This is a genomic window from Parageobacillus sp. G301 (assembly GCF_030268025.1).
Lineage (GTDB): Bacteria > Bacillota > Bacilli > Bacillales > Anoxybacillaceae > Parageobacillus_B > Parageobacillus_B toebii.
The window spans coordinates 981947-998123 of sequence record NZ_BSDB01000001.1 but is presented as its reverse complement, the minus strand read 5'-3'; the positions used below and the strand labels follow the sequence as shown (position 1 = coordinate 998123).

The following is a 16177-nucleotide window of genomic DNA, read 5'->3' as shown; positions in this document are numbered from 1 at the left end:
ATGGAAAGGAAGGATTTAGTTATCTCTGGCGCTGGAAGTGCTTCGGGTGGTCTATACAATTTGGTTAAAATTTCTGGAACCGGTAAGGTGCATGGAGATATCGACTGCAACGATATGGCGATTCATGGTACGGCAAAAATGGAAGGGAACGTAGAAGCAAAGGCGGCGCATATATCCGGGAAAGCCCGCATTACGGGATCATTAAAAACGGAACATGCAAAAATTCATGGAAGGGCACAAATCGGCGCGGGTGTACAATGCAGACAATTTGATTGTCATGGGAGCGCAAATGTAGACGGGAATTTATCGGCAGACGAAGTGCATATTCATGGAGAAGCAGTCATTAAAGGAGACTGTGATGCGGAACAATTTCAAGCGAGAGGGGAGTTTTTCATCGGCGGCTTATTAAATGCGGGGACCATTCAAATAAAGCTTTTCGGACATTGCCAAGCAAAAGAAATCGGCGGGGAGCGCATCGAAGTCAAGCAGCCGGGAAGGACATGGCTGAAGAAACTGATCTTTCCTGTTGGCTTGACCGCTGAAAGCATTGAAGGAGATGAAATTTATTTAGAGCATACGAGCGCGAAAGCAGTCAGAGGCAATCGAGTGACGATCGGGCCTGGATGCGACATTGAAGTCGTGGAGTATCAAGATGAGTTTCAGTGCGATCCGGGAGCGAAAGTCGGTGCTTATAAAAAAGTGTGAAGGAGGAGGAAATGTGGGAAATAATGTGCGCCATTTAACCATAAACGGATCTGCTCTTACTTCGGGAGGAACGTTTCATAAAGTGACGATTCGCGGGGACGCAACGATTAACGGTGATTTATGGTGTGATCGCTGCAAGGTGTTTGGCAATGCCGATGTGAGTGGCAACATCAAGACGAAGTTGTTCAAGATTTTTGGCCAAGCGAACATACGGGGAAATGTTCAAGGTGAAACGATCAAGCTATTTGGGGAAATAAATCTGCGCGGAAATGCTATGGCATCCGATTTTCATCTCCGCGGCGCCGCCCATGTGGATGGCGATGTAACAGGGGGAACGATTCACGGTTACGGAGAAATGAAAGTGTCCCGCGATTGTGAGGCGGACGTTTTTTCTGTCAAAGGCGCGGTGGAGATTGGCAGCACCCTAAACGCCGAGCAGGTCGAATTGTATCTCCATTTTGCGGATAGCCGCATCGCCGAAATTGGCGGGAAAACGATTCAAGTCAAACGGAGTAAAGCGTTGAATATGCTTCACTTTTTAAAACGATTTGCTCCCGATTCGGCAAAGTTAAAAGCGGAAATGATTGAAGGGGATGATATTTATTTAGAGCATACCGACGCCAAAATTGTCAGAGGCGACCGCATCATCATTGGCCCAGGCTGTAACATTGATCTTGTGGAATATCACACAAGCTTTCAGCAAGACGAAAAAGCGACCGTGAAAGAAAAAAGAAAACGATCATAAGAGAGGAAGAGAAAGATGGCGGGGAACGAAACAAGCATAAAATGGGCAGTGCTCGGGCTGCTCATTGGCATTTTTGTCGCGTCGATGGACAATACGATCGTTGCGACGGCGATGGCGACGATTATCGCGGATTTAGGAGGACTTGATAAGTTTGTTTGGGTGACGTCCGCGTATATGGTGACGGAAATGGCAGGGATGCCGATTTTCGGGAAACTTTCCGACATGTACGGACGGAAACGGTTTTTTATCTTCGGATTGGTCGTCTTTCTAGTTGGCTCGATGCTGTGCGGAATCGCACAAAATATTGTGCAGCTCAGCGTTTTTCGGGCGATTCAAGGGATTGGCGGCGGCGCCTTAGTGCCGATTGCGTTTACGATTATGTTTGACATTTTTCCGCCACAGCAGCGTGGGAAAATGGGCGGTCTTTTCGGAGCGGTGTTTGGGCTGTCGAGCATTTTCGGTCCGCTCTTGGGAGCGTATATTACTGACTACTTGACGTGGCGTTGGGTGTTTTATATTAACATTCCGCTCGGCATTGTTGCTTTCTTGCTTATCGCTTTCTTTTACCGGGAGTCGCCAAAGCATGCGAAGCAAAAAATCGACTGGCTTGGCGTGATCACGCTCGTTCCGGCGATTGTATGCTTGATGTTTGCGCTTGAACTCGGCGGCAATCAATACGAATGGGACTCTTCGGTGATCATTAGTTTATTTTCTGCTTTTGCCGTGCTATTTTTGTTGTTTCTTTATGTCGAGACAAAAGCGCAAGAACCGATTGTGTCGTATCATATGTTCCGTAAGCGTTTATATGCCGCAAGCAACCTCATTGGCTTTTTCTCGGGAGCAACCTTTATCGTTGCCACCGTTTACATTCCGATTTTTATTCAAGGGGTAACGGGCGGCTCGGCGACGAACTCCGGATTAATTTTGCTTCCGATGATGTTGGCGACTACCGTCTCTGCGCAATTAGGCGGGTTTTTAGCGGGAAAAACGAGCTATCGGAACGTCATGATTCTTTTCATGTCGGTGTTTGTGATTGGCATGTTTTTGCTTAGCACGATTACGGAGGACACGTCCCGCTTCACTGTAACTTGTTATATGATTATCGTAGGATTAGGAGTTGGAGCCTCATTTTCCGTGTTAGGAATGGCGGCTATCCACCATTTCTCAGAAACAGAAAGAGGAGCGGCAAGTTCGACGAACTCGTTTTTACGGTCGCTCGGCATGACGATCGGCATTACGATCTTCGGCATCATTCAACGCAATTTGTTTACGGATCGATTAAAAGAGGCGTTTCACGGAATGGCAAACAGGGCTCCGGCCATGAGCGTTCATGACCCTCGTGCGATTCTTTCGCCGGAAGCACGCGCGCACATTCCGGCGCCTATACTCGAAAAAATAACGGCCGAGTTAGCTTCTTCCATCGCGCATACGTTCTTATGGAGTTTAATTCCAGCTGCACTGACGCTTCTGTTTGTCTTTTTCATGACAAACGATCGGCTTGCATCGATGCATGTCGCCCAAAGCGGCAAGGTGCTGGTCGGGAAGGAATAAATTTCGCGTAATGAAAAAGCGAATGCCGGCAATACACGGCATCCGCTTTTTATTTATACTCTTTTTTTGGCAATCGATTCTTTTTGAAACGAATGAATTAATGAGATGACGATCAAAATCATAATGATCGCAAACGGAAACGCAGCGATGATTGAGGCGGTTTGCAGTGCTTCTAAGCCGCCTGTCCAAAGCAAGATAGCAGCTGCTGCTGATTGAACGATTCCCCAAATAAATTTTACCGAATTTGGCGGATTCAACATTCCTTTTGTTGTTTGCATACCGAGAACGAACGTAGCGGAATCGGCTGATGTGACGAAAAATGTACAAATTAATAAAATAGCTAATCCCGACAAAATAGTGCCAAATGGGAATTGCTGCAGTGTGAAAAACAGTGCTGTTTCCATCCCTTTTTCGTTAATGACATCGATGATGCTGATATGTTGAAACCGTTCTAGATATAACGCCGAACCGCCAAAGACAGAAAACCATAAGGCACTAAATACGGTCGGAACGGCTAACACACCGATCATAAATTCACGTATGGTACGACCTTTTGAGATGCGGGCGATGAACGTTCCAACAAACGGCGCCCACGCGATCCACCATGCCCAATAAAATATTGTCCACGATTTGGGCCAGTCGCTTTGTTCAAACGGCGACAGCCAGAAACTCATGGACGGCAAGTTTTGCAAATAGGAACCAATCGTAGTTGTAAACACATCCATAATAAAATTCGTCGGGCCAACAAAAAGCAAAAAAAACATCAACAGGACGGCAAGAATGATGTTTATGTCACTCAATATTTTAATTCCTTTATTCAATCCTGTTTGAGCGGAAAGCATAAATAAAAACGTAACAACGATAATGATCAACAATTGAGTTGTAAAGTTGTTTGGTATGGATGGAAATAAATGTGATAATCCTCCGCCAATTTGAATTGCTCCAAGCCCTAACGAAGTTGCAACACCAAAGATCGTTGCGTATACAGAGAGCGTATCAATCGCGACGCCGACAGCGCCATTTATTTTATCGCCAAATATTGGCCGCAATACACGGCTAATAATCCCAGGTTCTTTTTTGCGGAATTGGAAATACGCAAGCGCTAGAGCAATTACACAATAAATCGCCCACGGATGAAGCCCCCAATGAAAAAAGGCATATCGCATCGCCATGCGGGCTGCTTCCGGCGTTTCCCCTCCTCCGGCAGGTGGCGCATAATAGTGGGAAACTGGTTCAGCCACCCCCCAAAACACTAACCCGATTCCCATACCGGCACTAAACAACATCGCAAACCATGTGATGTTGCTATACTCTGGCTTTTCATTGTCTCCGCCAAGACGAATATTTCCGTATTTAGAGAAAATTAAGAACAAACCAAAGGCAAGAAATATCGTTGCTGCCAATAAATAAAACCAGCCGAATTTATCAATTAAAAAGGAATGCATTGCTGTACTAACAGCACCTAAGTTATAATCGGGCAGTTTATTGGCAGGAATCACTCCCCAAAAAATAAATAAAATAGCAATCGCTATTGAAAAATAAAACACGCTTGTTGTTTTTTTCATTCAATTCCTCCTTTAGTATTAGTATATGCCGATGAGGATCGTGTTAGCGTTTTCGGGTACCGGAGAGGGAAAGAAAAAAGTTTTCCATTTCTATGGTAACGAAAAAATACAGAAATGGCAATGGATTTGCTTTTATTAACAGGAGACAAGCATTTTTTTTGTAGGGAAACGGTTATGTCATGTAAAATAAAATATTCATGGCAGATAAAAAGGAGGATAGACAATAGTGAATAACAGAATATCCGTAATGGTAAGCATTGTGCTCGCGATGCTCGTGGCATCGATGGATACAACAATCATGAATACGACGATGCCGATTATTGCCAAAGAACTTGGAGGATTTTCTCTTTACGCGTGGTCGTTTGCTTCCTACATGATCACGACGACCGTTCTTTCTCCAATCGCCGGGAGACTTTCCGACATATTTGGGAGAAAGAAAGTATTTAGCTTCGGCATTATTTTATTTCTAATCGGTTCTCTTCTTTGCGGGATGTCGCAAAATATGGTCCAGCTTGTTGTATTCCGCGCGCTGCAAGGGATTGGCGCCGGTTTTATGATGCCTTTTCCTGCCATCATTGCCGGGGATTTATTTCCAATTGAAAAGCGCGGAAAAATTCAAGCGTTTTTTACGGCAATGTGGGGGATTTCCGCAGTTCTCGCGCCAATGTTAGGAACCTTGTTTGTCGAATACGCATCATGGCGCTGGATTTTTTATGTGAATATCCCGCTTTGCTTGCTTTCCTTGCTCACACTATTGCCATATAAAGAAGTGTACGAACCAAAACGGGCGGTGATTGACTATATTGGAGCGGTATTATTTGCGACCGCGATCAGCCTTTTTCTATTGACGACGGTAGTCGAAAGCAACCATTGGATGTATGGCGGCATTGGCGCTGTGTTATTAGTTATTTTTTACTTATATGAAAAAAAGCAAACGTCTCCGCTTGTTCCATTGACGCTCGTGCAGCATAAAACGTTAAAATGGATGAACATGAACGGATTTGTCAGCTGTGTCGCTTTATTTGGCACGTCTAGCTACATTCCGCTATTTTTGCAAAATATCGCCCATCAATCGGTGTTTGTGAGCGGTGTCGCCCTTTTAGGCATGTCGATTGGTTGGATGATTGCGGCGGTGCCGGCGGGAAAATGGATTTTGCGCTATGGGTATCGCATTTTATTGATTATCGGAAACGTTCTTCTTGTGCTTTCTGGACTGTTGCTTGCACTTTTAAATGAAAACCACGGATTTTTGTATGTCTTTTTTGTCATGTTCATTCAAGGGCTGTCGTTTGGATTAACATCTACCGTCGGTGTCATCGGCTCGCAGCAGCTTGCTGATGCACATGAAAAGGGAATTGCGACTTCGTTCTTCATGTTTTGCCGCAACATCGGCACAGCCATTGGTGTAACGATTATGGGCGCCTTTTTAACGAAAGCGGCTGATTTTATGACTGGCATCCATCATCTGTTTTTATTTGGATTTATCGGCAGCATTGTGGCTTTATTCACATCGTTTTTCATTCGTGATGAGTCGGAACAGAAAAAAAATAATTTGCTTCGTTCCGGGGAAATGGCCTAAATATTTAACATGATATACCGATAATAAAGAAGGGAGGGTCATTTCCTTCTTTTTTTGTAGATGGGTTGTTAGATGTGAATAAACGGGGGGATCAGATGATGAAGATGACAGTCCGAAAAAAATTGTATGCAGTATTTGCCGCCGTATATATGCTGTTAATCGCGCTCGTTGGTATAGCTTATTATCAGATTTCTACTATTAATGCTAGTTATACGCGTCTTTTAAATGATAAAGTTTCAGATCTTATCAATGTTAAACAGCTAGAAGTTCTGATCCGGCGTGAGCAAGGGAGCATGCGCGGTTATCTGCTTACCGGCGATCAAACGTCATTGACAAATTTTACGAAAGCGCACGATGAATATGAAAAACTAAGCGATGAACTGGAAAAAATGTTGACAAAGACGGAAACAAAAGAGTTGCTAGCACGATTGAATGAGCTGGAACAACAGTTTTACGAACTAGGGCAAAAAACGTTTCAATTAAAACGGGAAAATAATGTGGAGGCTTATACACAGTTAATTACAACAACAGGAAGGGATATTACTACACAATTTGATGAAGCGGCACGACAACTAGTGGAAATCCAGCAAAAAGATATGAATCAGGCTGACAAGGATGCAACGTCAAAAGTGGCATCTATTAAAGTATGGATGATTATTATCGGAGTCATTGCGCTCGCTATTGGCAACCTCCTTACCATTTACATGAGCCGCAATCTTTCTCGTCCGCTCCTCACCCTTTCTAAAGCGGCAAAACGAATCGCCGATGGTGATTTGACTGGGGAGAAAGTTATAATTCGCAACCGCGATGAAATCGGGGAACTGGCGGCATCTTTTAACCAAATGACGAAAAATTTACGTGATGTATTAGAGCAAGTAGCGATGAATGCCGAACAAGTTGCGGCGTCTTCCGAACAATTGACGGCAAGTGCGGAACAGACGAGCAAGGCGACAGAACAAATTGCATTAACGATTCAAAATGTTGCTGCAGGTGTGGAAAAGCAAGTGCAGAGCGTAGAAGAAACATCGGAAACGATCGATCAAATGTCTGAAGGAATTCAGCAAATTTCCGAGCGTGCCCAAAACGTGTCGAAAATTGCGATGCAAACGTCGGAAAAAGCATCGGAAGGCGGAAAAACGATTCAAACAGCTGTTGCGCAAATGAATACAGTAAATGACACCGTTGAACGCCTTGCCGGGATTGTGAAAGGATTAGGAAACCGATCCGAACAAATCGGAAAAATTATCGAAGTGATCAGTGGAATTGCCGAGCAGACGAACCTTTTGGCGTTGAATGCGGCAATTGAAGCGGCACGGGCGGGCGAACATGGACGAGGATTTGCTGTGGTGGCTGATGAAGTTCGGAAATTGGCGGAACAATCCGCACAGTCGGCGCAACAAATTGCTTCATTAATTGCGACGATTCAAGAGGAAACAAATGAGGCGGTTCGCTCGATGGAGACAGTACTGAAAGAAGTAGAAACTGGTACTGGAGCCATCCGCACTTCTGGTGAAGCATTTCAACAAATTCAAACAGCTGTCCACGAAGTCGCGGCACACATTCAAGACGTTTCCGCTTCTGTTCAACAAATGTCAGCCGCTGCGGAACAAGTAGTGCAATCGATGCAGCTAGTGACGCAAATTGCTGAATCTGCCGCGTCTGGAACCCAAGAAGTATCCGCCGCAACAGAAGAACAACTCGCTTCCATGGAGGAAATTTCTGCTTCTGCCGCTTCCTTATCGAAAATGGCGGAAGACGTAAAATCACTTTTAAAACGATTCAACATGTAACGAACGTCCATAACGACGTTCGTTTTATTTTTGAAACGTTTTACCGGACCGACTAACACATTAAATTTTTTTCTATATGTAAATCTTTTGTCCATTTGGATATAATAAATAAATGTACATATTACTGATGGAAGAAAGTAGTGGAATTGCAAATGGGAGAGAAGCTTGTCGTCATCATTGGACCGACCGCTGTAGGAAAAACAAAACTAAGCATCGCTTTAGCCAAGCGGTTAAATGGGGAAATCATCAGCGGGGATTCGATGCAAATTTATAAAGGAATGGATATCGGAACAGCAAAAATTAAACCGGAGGAAATGGAAGGGATTCCGCATCATTTGCTTGACATTAAAGAACCGTGGGAATCGTTTTCCGTCGTCGAATTTCAACAAATTGCCCGCTCGCTTATTCACGAAATTTCCGGGCGTGGGCGTCTGCCGATGATTGTTGGTGGTACAGGGCTTTACATTCAATCCGTCATTTATGATTACCGTTTTTCGGACGCCCCTTCCGATGAAGCGTATCGTCGTCGTTTGCGACAGATCGCCGAGGACAAAGGAGAAATGGTTCTTTATGAGATGCTTAGTGCTATTGATCCGGAAAGCGCAGCGCGAATTCATCCGCGCAACATTCGCCGCGTCATCCGCGCATTAGAAATATATCATTGCACAGGCAAGACGATGACGGAATGGCAGCGCGGGCAAACGAAAAAACTTCTTTATGATGTGGCAATTATTGGGCTAACGATGAAACGCGAGCAGTTATATCGTCGTATTAATGAACGGGTAGATCAAATGATTGCCGAAGGGCTTCTGGAAGAAGCGAAAGCATTATACGACCGTGGCATTCGCGATTGCCAATCCGTCCAAGCGATTGGTTATAAAGAGCTGTATGACTATTTTGATGGGCGAGTTTCCTTAGAAGAAGCGATTGAGCGGCTAAAACAAAATTCACGCCGCTATGCGAAACGTCAGCTGACATGGTTTCGCAATCAAATGCCTGTTCAATGGTTCGATATGACTGATGCAGCAAAGTTTGATGAGAAAGCGGAGGAAATTTTTCAGTACATAGCAGGAAAGCTTCAATTAGAAGCGAATATATAAAAATTAGGTAGAGAGAAAAAGAGGAGGACGTCTCATGAAAAATTCCATTAACATTCAAGACCAGTTTTTAAATCAGTTGCGCAAAGATGGAACACAAGTCACCGTATTTTTGCTAAATGGCTATCAGCTAAAGGGTTACATCAAAGGGTTTGACAATTTTACCGTTTTGTTGGAAGTCCAAGGAAAGCAGCAGCTTATTTATAAGCATGCGATTTCTACGTTCGCGCCGGAAAAAAACGTTCAGTTTGAAACAGAATAATCGGCGTGTCTAAAATTTTTGGACAACAACGCGAACAGCGAAGTGCCCGCCTTTTTAGACGGGCACTTTTTTACGCGTAAAAATCGACCGTGCTGAATAAAATATACAAACTTTTATTTCTTCGGAAATCGCAAAAATAGACAATCGTTAGTAGATGTTGTCGTTTGGTTTCTTTCATTTGGGCGATTGTCACGAATTGGTGATGATGAACGTATACTGATAAAGAACGAGGCGACAAAAAAGGTAGCCATGAAAATGGTGAGGTGAGGTGACGCTCCATTGTCTGAATTAACAATGAACAAGGCAAAAGGTCAAATTAATATTGTGCTCAATTCGAAAAATATTAATCATCTAGTCAAAGAAGATCGGAATGATTTTATTAATTATGAAGAACATCACATATTAAAGGATATTCAAAAAGAACTTGATCAACTTATCGGCCTTGATCATGTAAAAAAAATCATTAAAGAAATTTATGCGTGGCTATATATTAACAAAGTTCGCAAAGAAAATGGGTTAAAATCGAATAAACAAGCACTTCATATGATTTTTAAAGGAAATCCCGGCACAGGAAAAACGACGGTAGCACGTTTATTGGGAAAACTGTTTTTTGAAATGAACGTTCTTTCAAAAGGGCATTTTATTGAGGCAGAACGGGCCGATTTAGTCGGAGAATATATCGGACATACAGCAAACAAGACGAGAGATTTAATTAAAAAGGCGCGCGGCGGCATTTTGTTTATCGATGAAGCGTACTCGCTTGCCCGCGGCGGAGAAAAAGACTTCGGAAAAGAGGCAATCGACACTCTTGTAAAGGGAATGGAAGATTATTGTGATGATTTAGTGGTCATTTTAGCGGGGTATCCGAAAGAGATGGACTATTTTTTATCATTAAATCCAGGTTTGCCTTCCCGCTTTCCATTGACCATCGAATTCCCTGATTATACGGTCGACGAACTAGTGAAAATCGCAAAACAGATGTTGCGTGAACGGGAATACGAATTTACACCGGAAGCGGAACGAAAACTATATTATCATATCGAAGAAGTGTTGGAGGATAAACATCGCGGAAAATTTAGCAACGGGCGCTACGTGCGCAACTTGATTGAAAAAGCAATTCGCAAACAGGCAGTGCGCCTGTTGCGTGAAGGGCGATATGATAAAAAGGAACTAATGTTGATCCGCGATCGGGATCTTATAGTTGGTTCGTAAGCAAGAAGGGGAGTATCTCCCCTTTCTTTTTTTATGCAAAATGAAGGAGTTTTTTATAATATGTAGAATAAAATAAGTAAAGAAAGTGGATTATTAATTTTCAGAATAGTTAGTATATTTATTCCATTATGTATATTCTTTCTATTAATCCAGTAAGATAATAAAGATACTTTAGAACGATAAAGGGGGTATGGCGCTTGTACATGACGATTGGAGAAGTGTTTGCCCAGACGGTGCGGAAATTTCCGAAAAAAGAAGCGGTTGTCGATATGGCGAAGGGACGACGCTATACGTACGAACAGTGGGAAAAAGAAGTGCATCGCCTTGCGAACGCGCTTTTAGAAGCTGGTGTTCAAAAAGGCGATCGTGTATCGACCGTTTTGTTCAACACATTGGAACTTGGCACGGCATTTTTTGCTTGCGCAAAAATTGGCGCGATTTTCAATCCGGTTAATTTTCGTTTGAAATCAAAAGAAATCGCTTACATTTTAGAAGATGCGACACCGAAAGTCGTGTTGTTTGAAAAAGCGGTCGAACCGCAAATTGCAAGCATTCATCATGAGTTCCCGCACATTTTGTTTTGGTACATCGACGATGATACGCCATCTTATGCCGCCAACTACCACGCTCTGGTCAGCAATGCGCAAACAACAGCTCCATCGATTGAAGTGTTCGAAAGTGACATTTACGCGATGATGTATACGAGCGGAACAACCGGCAGACCAAAAGGAGTGCTGCACCGCCATCGTGATATGATTGAACAAAGCATGATTTGCAATGCGGTCATGCGCATTCGCGATGCGGACCGCGGGCTTGTCAGCGCCCCAATGTTTCATTGTGCGGAGTTGCATTGCTGCTTTTTGCCGCGCGTTCACGCGGGTGCCGCGAATATCATTCTTCATCATTTTGATCCGAAGCTGGTATTAAAAACGATTGAACAAGAAAAAATTACGTTGTTGTTCGCCGCACCGACGATGTGGAATATGCTTTTGCAAGAGAATCTTAACGATTACGATTTATCATCGCTTCGCCTCGGATTGTACGGCGCCGCCCCAATGGCTCCTGTTCTTGTCAAAGAATGTAAAGAACGGTTAGGCATTGACCTTATTCAAGCGTACGGCATGACGGAAATGGGGCCGGCGGTGACGTTTTTGCTGGAAGATGAACAGTTGACAAAAGCCGGTTCTGCCGGGCGCGCCTGCCTAAATCATGAAGTTCGTATCGTCAAGCCGCGGGAAGATGGCCCATCCGACCCGGATGACGTGCTTCCGCCGGGAGAAGTCGGCGAAATTATTATGAGAGGACCGTGTATGATGGTCGGCTATTACAATCGGGAGGAAGCGACCGCAAAGGCGATGTATAAAGGCTGGTATCATTCCGGAGATTTAGGCTATATGGATGAAGAGGGATATTTGTATGTCGCGGACCGCGTCGATGACATGGTTATCAGCGGCGGGGAAAACGTTTACCCGCGTGAAGTCGAAGATGTGTTACACGAACATCCTGGCGTGCTCGATGTCGCTGTTGTCGGCGAGCCGGATGAAATATGGGGAGAAAAAGTCGTTGCGTTTGTTGTGAAGAAAGATCCGAATGTAACGGAGGAGGACTTGGAGCAATTTTGCAAAAATAGCGATCGTCTTGCCCCTTACAAACGGCCGCGCGCATATTATTTTGTCGATGCCTTGCCGCGAAACGCAAGCGGGAAAATCCAAAAGTTTTTGCTTCGCGAGCAAATGAAAAACGCTGCCAAAAGCTGAAAGCGAGGGGATGTGATGACAGCCTCATATTTACGCGAAGAACATCATATTTTCCGTGATGCCTTTCGCAAATTTTTAGAAAAAGAAGCATACCCATACTATGACGAATGGGAAAAGAAAGGAATCATTCCCCGTTCGTTTTGGACGAAAATGGGGGAAAACGGCTTTCTCTGTCCGTGGGTTGATGAGGAGTACGGCGGTTTCAACGCTGATTTTGCGTATTCGGTAGTGATCAACGAGGAATTAGAAAAAGTTGGGGCGAGCATGGTCGGCATCGGCTTGCATAACGATATTGTCGTTCCGTATCTCGCTTCTTACGGTACGGAAGAACAAAAGCGAAAGTGGCTTCCAAAATGTGTATCCGGTGAAATCATTACCGCGATCGCGATGACCGAGCCGGGAGCAGGGTCGGATTTGGCGGGGATTTCCACAACGGCAATTAAAGACGGCGATTACTATATCGTCAACGGGCAAAAAACGTTTATTACAAACGGCATTCATGCGGACTTAGTGGTCGTTGCCTGCAAAACGAATCCAAATGCTAAACCACCGCATAAAGGCATCAGCCTTCTTGTTGTTGAGCGCGATACCCCAGGATTTACGCGCGGACGAAAGCTTGACAAAGTCGGGCTGCACGCACAAGATACGGCAGAATTGTTTTTTAATGACGCAAAAGTGCCAAAAGAAAACTTGCTTGGAGAAGAAGGAAAAGGATTCTATTACTTAATGGAAAAGCTGCAGCAAGAACGGCTTGTTGTGGCGATTGCCGCGCAAACGGCAGCGGAAGTAATGTTTGAATTGACAAAGCAGTACGTAAAGCAGCGGTCCGCATTTGGAAAACGAATTAGCGAGTTTCAAACCGTCCAATTCCGACTTGCCGAAATGGCAACGGAAATTGCCATTGGCCGAACGTTTGTCGACCGTGTCATTGAAGAGCATATGCAAGGGAAGAATGTGGTGACACATGTTTCGATGGCGAAATGGTGGATTACGGAAATGGCGAAACGAATCGCTGCGGAAAGCATGCAGTTGCATGGCGGCTATGGGTATATGGAAGAATACGAGATTGCTAGACGCTACCGAGATATTCCGGTCAGCGCGATTTACGCTGGGACGAATGAAATGATGAAAACGATTATTGCAAGAACCTTAGATTTATAGAAAGAAGGTGACGATGTGTTAGACGGAGTAACGGTCATCGATTTTTCCCACTACCTTCCCGGTCCATTCGCCAGCCTGCGTTTGGCTGATTTAGGAGCAGAAGTCATCAAAATTGAACCGAAAACGGGAGATATGATGCGTTCACTTTCGGAGGAGTGTGTGTTTCGCGCAAACAATGCAGGCAAAAAAAGCATTGCCCTTGACTTAAAAAACGAAAAAGATTTACAGATGGCAAAACAGCTTATCCGCAAGGCCGATGTCATCATTGAAAGCTTCCGTCCGGGAGTGATGAAACGGCTTGGTTTAAGTTACGAAGATGTCTCTGCAATCAACGAAACGATCATTTACTGTTCGATTAGCGGCTTCGGTCAACAGAGCAAGTATAGTTTACTTGGAAGCCACGATTTAAATTATATGGCGATTACCGGCGTGTTGGCGCAGCTAAAAGACAAAGACGGGCGCCCTGTTCATCCGGCGATTACGCTTGCCGATTTGATCGGGAGCATCCATGCTGTCGAACAAATCGTCGCCGCGTTATATCACCGTGAACGAACCGGAAAGGGAACGTATATTGATCTTTCGTTAGTCGATGGATTGCTTTCGATAATGACGAATCATTTTGTCATCGAGCATGATACAGGGAGAAAAAACGGCATCGATGTGCTTGCCGGCACGATCGTTTGTTACCACTTGTATGAAACGAAAGATGGACGATATGTGAGCCTTGCGGCGCTTGAGAAAAAATTTTGGGAAAACTTTTGCCATGCTGTCGAAAAGCCAGAATGGATCTCCTACCATTATTCGCCCGCAAGCGAAGAAAATCCAATTTTTCGTGAGATTGTTCATCTATTTCAAACAAAAACGCTTCAAGAATGGATCGAATTTAGCCAAACGGTCGATTGCTGCCTTGCTCCTGTGTTGGAAACAGATGAAGCGAAATCGTTATTTGCAAGCGACAGCTACCGGAAGATGATTCATATTGCCGGCCGGCGCATAGAAGTGGCGATCCGTTATGACGAAACATTATTACAAAAACGAAAAAAGGCGCCGTCACTGAATGAACATGGAGACCAATTACGAAAGAGGGAGTGATGCATGATGATGAATGTGCCATTAAACATTTCGATGATGTTAGAAAGAGCGGAAATGTTCTTTCCGGCTAAACAAGTCGTTTCCCGTATGAAACGTGGCATTGTCCGCCATACATATAAAGAAATCGGTGAGCGGACAAGAAGGCTTGCCAGCGCACTGGCAAACTTGGGCGTTTCCGTCGGCGACCGCGTCGGGACGTTTGCCTGGAATCATCATCGTCATTTGGAAGCGTATTTTGCGATACCAGGAATCGGTGCGGTGCTGCATACGATTAATATCCGTCTGTCGCCGCAGCATATCGCCTATATTATTAACCATGCTGATGACCGCGTGCTGCTGATTGATGATGATTTGCTTCCGTCCATTGAAGCGGTGAAAGAGGATATTCCAAACGTTCGTGCGTTTATCATCATGACAGATGACAAAGAGCTTCCAGAAACGACTCTTTCTCCGGTTTACCATTACGAAAAACTATTGGAACAAGGAGATCCGAAATTTCCGTTTAAAAAAGATCTAGATGAATACCAGCCGGCCGGAATGTGTTATACATCAGCAACAACTGGAAATCCAAAAGGGGTTGTATATACGCATCGCAGCACGGTACTGCACAGCATGGCGCTTGGATTAGCAGATACAAAAGGATTATCGGAAAAAGACGTAGCGATGCCGGTTGTACCGATGTTCCATGTCAATGCATGGGGCATTCCATTTGCAGCGACATGGTTTGGTGCAACATTAGTCATGCCTGGACCGGCATTTACGCCGAAAGTATTGGCAGAATTAATTGAAACAGAAAAAGTGACCGTGACTGCGGGAGTGCCGACTATTTGGCTCGGTTTGTTGCAAGAATTAGAAAAAGGAAACTATGATGTAAGCAGTTTAACGCGGATCGTATGCGGCGGTTCGGCGGCGCCAAAAGGAGTGATCCGCGCGTTTGAAGAAAAATATAAAGTTCCGTTTATTCACGCCTATGGCATGACAGAAACAAGCCCGCTCGTTCTAGTATCGCGTCCAAAAAGCTATCAGCAAAACTTGCCTTATGAGGAACAATTAGAATTCCGTGCAAAACAGGGCATTCTTGTCCCAGGTGTGGAAATGAAAGTGATTGGCAAGGACGGGGAGGTGCGCTGGGACGGAAAAGAAATGGGTGAGCTATGTTTGCGCGGCCCGTGGATTGCCGCTGAATATTATAATGACGACCGGACAAAAGAGGCGTTCCGTGACGGATGGCTGCATACAGGGGATGTCGTCAATGTCGATGAAGAAGGGTTTGTCAAAATTGTGGACCGCACGAAAGATGTGATTAAAAGCGGTGGAGAGTGGATTTCTTCCGTTGATTTAGAAAATGCGTTAATGGCGCATGAAGCGGTGTTTGAAGCGGCGGTTGTCGCCGTGCCGCATCCGAAATGGCAAGAACGCCCGATTGCATGTGTCGTTTTAAAAGAAGGGAAAACAGTGACGAAAGAAGAACTTTATGACTTTTTGCGGCCGCAGTTTACAAAATGGTGGCTGCCGGATGACATTGTCTTTATGAAAGAAATACCGAAAACGAGCGTCGGGAAATTTTTAAAACGGAAGCTGCGTGAAGAACTGCAAAACTATTATTCTAGTACGAATGCTCAATAATGAAAACGTTTTACTAACAAAAATGATGCGGATCA

General features: G+C 44.5%; 13 protein-coding genes. 12 read left to right on the top strand and 1 reads right to left on the bottom strand.

All coding sequences use genetic code 11. The features are described 5' to 3' along the window. From QSJ37_RS05055 to QSJ37_RS05045, 3 genes are read left to right on the top strand one after another with little or no spacing between them, the layout of a single operon-like run. A complete protein-coding gene (locus QSJ37_RS05055) occupies positions 1–705 on the top strand; it encodes a polymer-forming cytoskeletal protein (RefSeq protein WP_285754193.1) in 705 nt (234 codons plus the stop codon). A gap of 13 nt (positions 706–718) precedes the next feature. Next, positions 719–1450 (top strand): polymer-forming cytoskeletal protein, encoded by a 732-nt coding sequence (locus QSJ37_RS05050; protein ID WP_285754192.1) that lies wholly within the window; start codon positions 719–721, stop codon positions 1448–1450. Between the two features lie 15 nt (positions 1451–1465). Next, positions 1466–3001: an MDR family MFS transporter gene (locus tag QSJ37_RS05045; RefSeq protein WP_285754191.1), complete on the top strand. Its 1536-nt coding sequence runs from the start codon at positions 1466–1468 to the stop codon at positions 2999–3001. 53 nt (positions 3002–3054) lie between these two features. Here QSJ37_RS05045 and QSJ37_RS05040 read toward each other — a convergent pair whose 3' ends face one another. Then, positions 3055–4566: a glycine betaine uptake BCCT transporter gene (locus tag QSJ37_RS05040; protein WP_285754190.1), complete on the bottom strand. Its 1512-nt coding sequence runs from the start codon at positions 4564–4566 to the stop codon at positions 3055–3057. Positions 4567–4792: 226 nt separating this feature from the next. Between QSJ37_RS05040 and QSJ37_RS05035 the strand changes: the two genes are divergently transcribed. The 9 genes from QSJ37_RS05035 to QSJ37_RS04995 all read left to right on the top strand — a co-directional run bounded on the left by QSJ37_RS05035 (position 4793) and on the right by QSJ37_RS04995 (position 16142). Next, positions 4793–6145 (top strand): MDR family MFS transporter, encoded by a 1353-nt coding sequence (locus QSJ37_RS05035; protein ID WP_285754189.1) that lies wholly within the window; start codon positions 4793–4795, stop codon positions 6143–6145. A 98-nt stretch (positions 6146–6243) separates the two neighbouring features. Further along, positions 6244–7935 carry a methyl-accepting chemotaxis protein gene (locus tag QSJ37_RS05030; protein ID WP_285754759.1) on the top strand — a complete coding sequence of 564 codons (1692 nt, stop codon included), beginning with the start codon at positions 6244–6246 and terminating at the stop codon, positions 7933–7935. A gap of 152 nt (positions 7936–8087) precedes the next feature. Beyond that, entirely contained in the window at positions 8088–9035 is a 948-nt protein-coding gene (gene miaA, locus QSJ37_RS05025) for a tRNA (adenosine(37)-N6)-dimethylallyltransferase MiaA (RefSeq protein ID WP_285754758.1), read from the top strand. 34 nt (positions 9036–9069) lie between these two features. Further along, complete coding sequence (gene hfq / locus QSJ37_RS05020; protein ID WP_062753294.1) at positions 9070–9294, top strand: RNA chaperone Hfq; 225 nt, start codon at positions 9070–9072, stop codon at positions 9292–9294. A gap of 279 nt (positions 9295–9573) precedes the next feature. Continuing rightward, complete coding sequence (spoVK, locus tag QSJ37_RS05015; protein WP_285754188.1) at positions 9574–10506, top strand: stage V sporulation protein K; 933 nt, start codon at positions 9574–9576, stop codon at positions 10504–10506. 197 nt (positions 10507–10703) lie between these two features. Next, positions 10704–12263: a fatty acid--CoA ligase gene (locus QSJ37_RS05010; protein WP_285754187.1), complete on the top strand. Its 1560-nt coding sequence runs from the start codon at positions 10704–10706 to the stop codon at positions 12261–12263. A gap of 15 nt (positions 12264–12278) precedes the next feature. Further along, positions 12279–13424: an acyl-CoA dehydrogenase family protein gene (locus QSJ37_RS05005; protein WP_285754186.1), complete on the top strand. Its 1146-nt coding sequence runs from the start codon at positions 12279–12281 to the stop codon at positions 13422–13424. Between the two features lie 15 nt (positions 13425–13439). Continuing rightward, positions 13440–14516, top strand: a complete 1077-nt coding sequence (locus QSJ37_RS05000; protein ID WP_285754185.1) for a CaiB/BaiF CoA transferase family protein — start codon at positions 13440–13442, stop codon at positions 14514–14516. A gap of 6 nt (positions 14517–14522) precedes the next feature. Continuing rightward, entirely contained in the window at positions 14523–16142 is a 1620-nt protein-coding gene (locus tag QSJ37_RS04995; protein WP_285754757.1) for a long-chain fatty acid--CoA ligase, read from the top strand. The last annotated feature ends 35 nt before the right edge of the window (positions 16143–16177 follow it).

Bases quoted from the DNA above. Each gene is read 5' to 3' on its own strand.
- QSJ37_RS05055 (WP_285754193.1), top strand. From the start codon at position 1: ATGGAAAGGAAGGATTTAGTTATCTCTGGCGCTGGAAGTGCTTCGGGT.
- QSJ37_RS05045 (WP_285754191.1), top strand. From the start codon at position 1,466: ATGGCGGGGAACGAAACAAGCATAAAATGGGCAGTGCTCGGGCTGCTC.
- QSJ37_RS05040 (WP_285754190.1), bottom strand. From the start codon at position 4,566: ATGAAAAAAACAACAAGCGTGTTTTATTTTTCAATAGCGATTGCTATT.
- QSJ37_RS05030 (WP_285754759.1), top strand. From the start codon at position 6,244: ATGAAGATGACAGTCCGAAAAAAATTGTATGCAGTATTTGCCGCCGTA.
- miaA (WP_285754758.1), top strand. From the start codon at position 8,088: ATGGGAGAGAAGCTTGTCGTCATCATTGGACCGACCGCTGTAGGAAAA.
- hfq (WP_062753294.1), top strand. From the start codon at position 9,070: ATGAAAAATTCCATTAACATTCAAGACCAGTTTTTAAATCAGTTGCGC.
- QSJ37_RS05005 (WP_285754186.1), top strand. From the start codon at position 12,279: ATGACAGCCTCATATTTACGCGAAGAACATCATATTTTCCGTGATGCC.
- QSJ37_RS04995 (WP_285754757.1), top strand. From the start codon at position 14,523: ATGATGAATGTGCCATTAAACATTTCGATGATGTTAGAAAGAGCGGAA.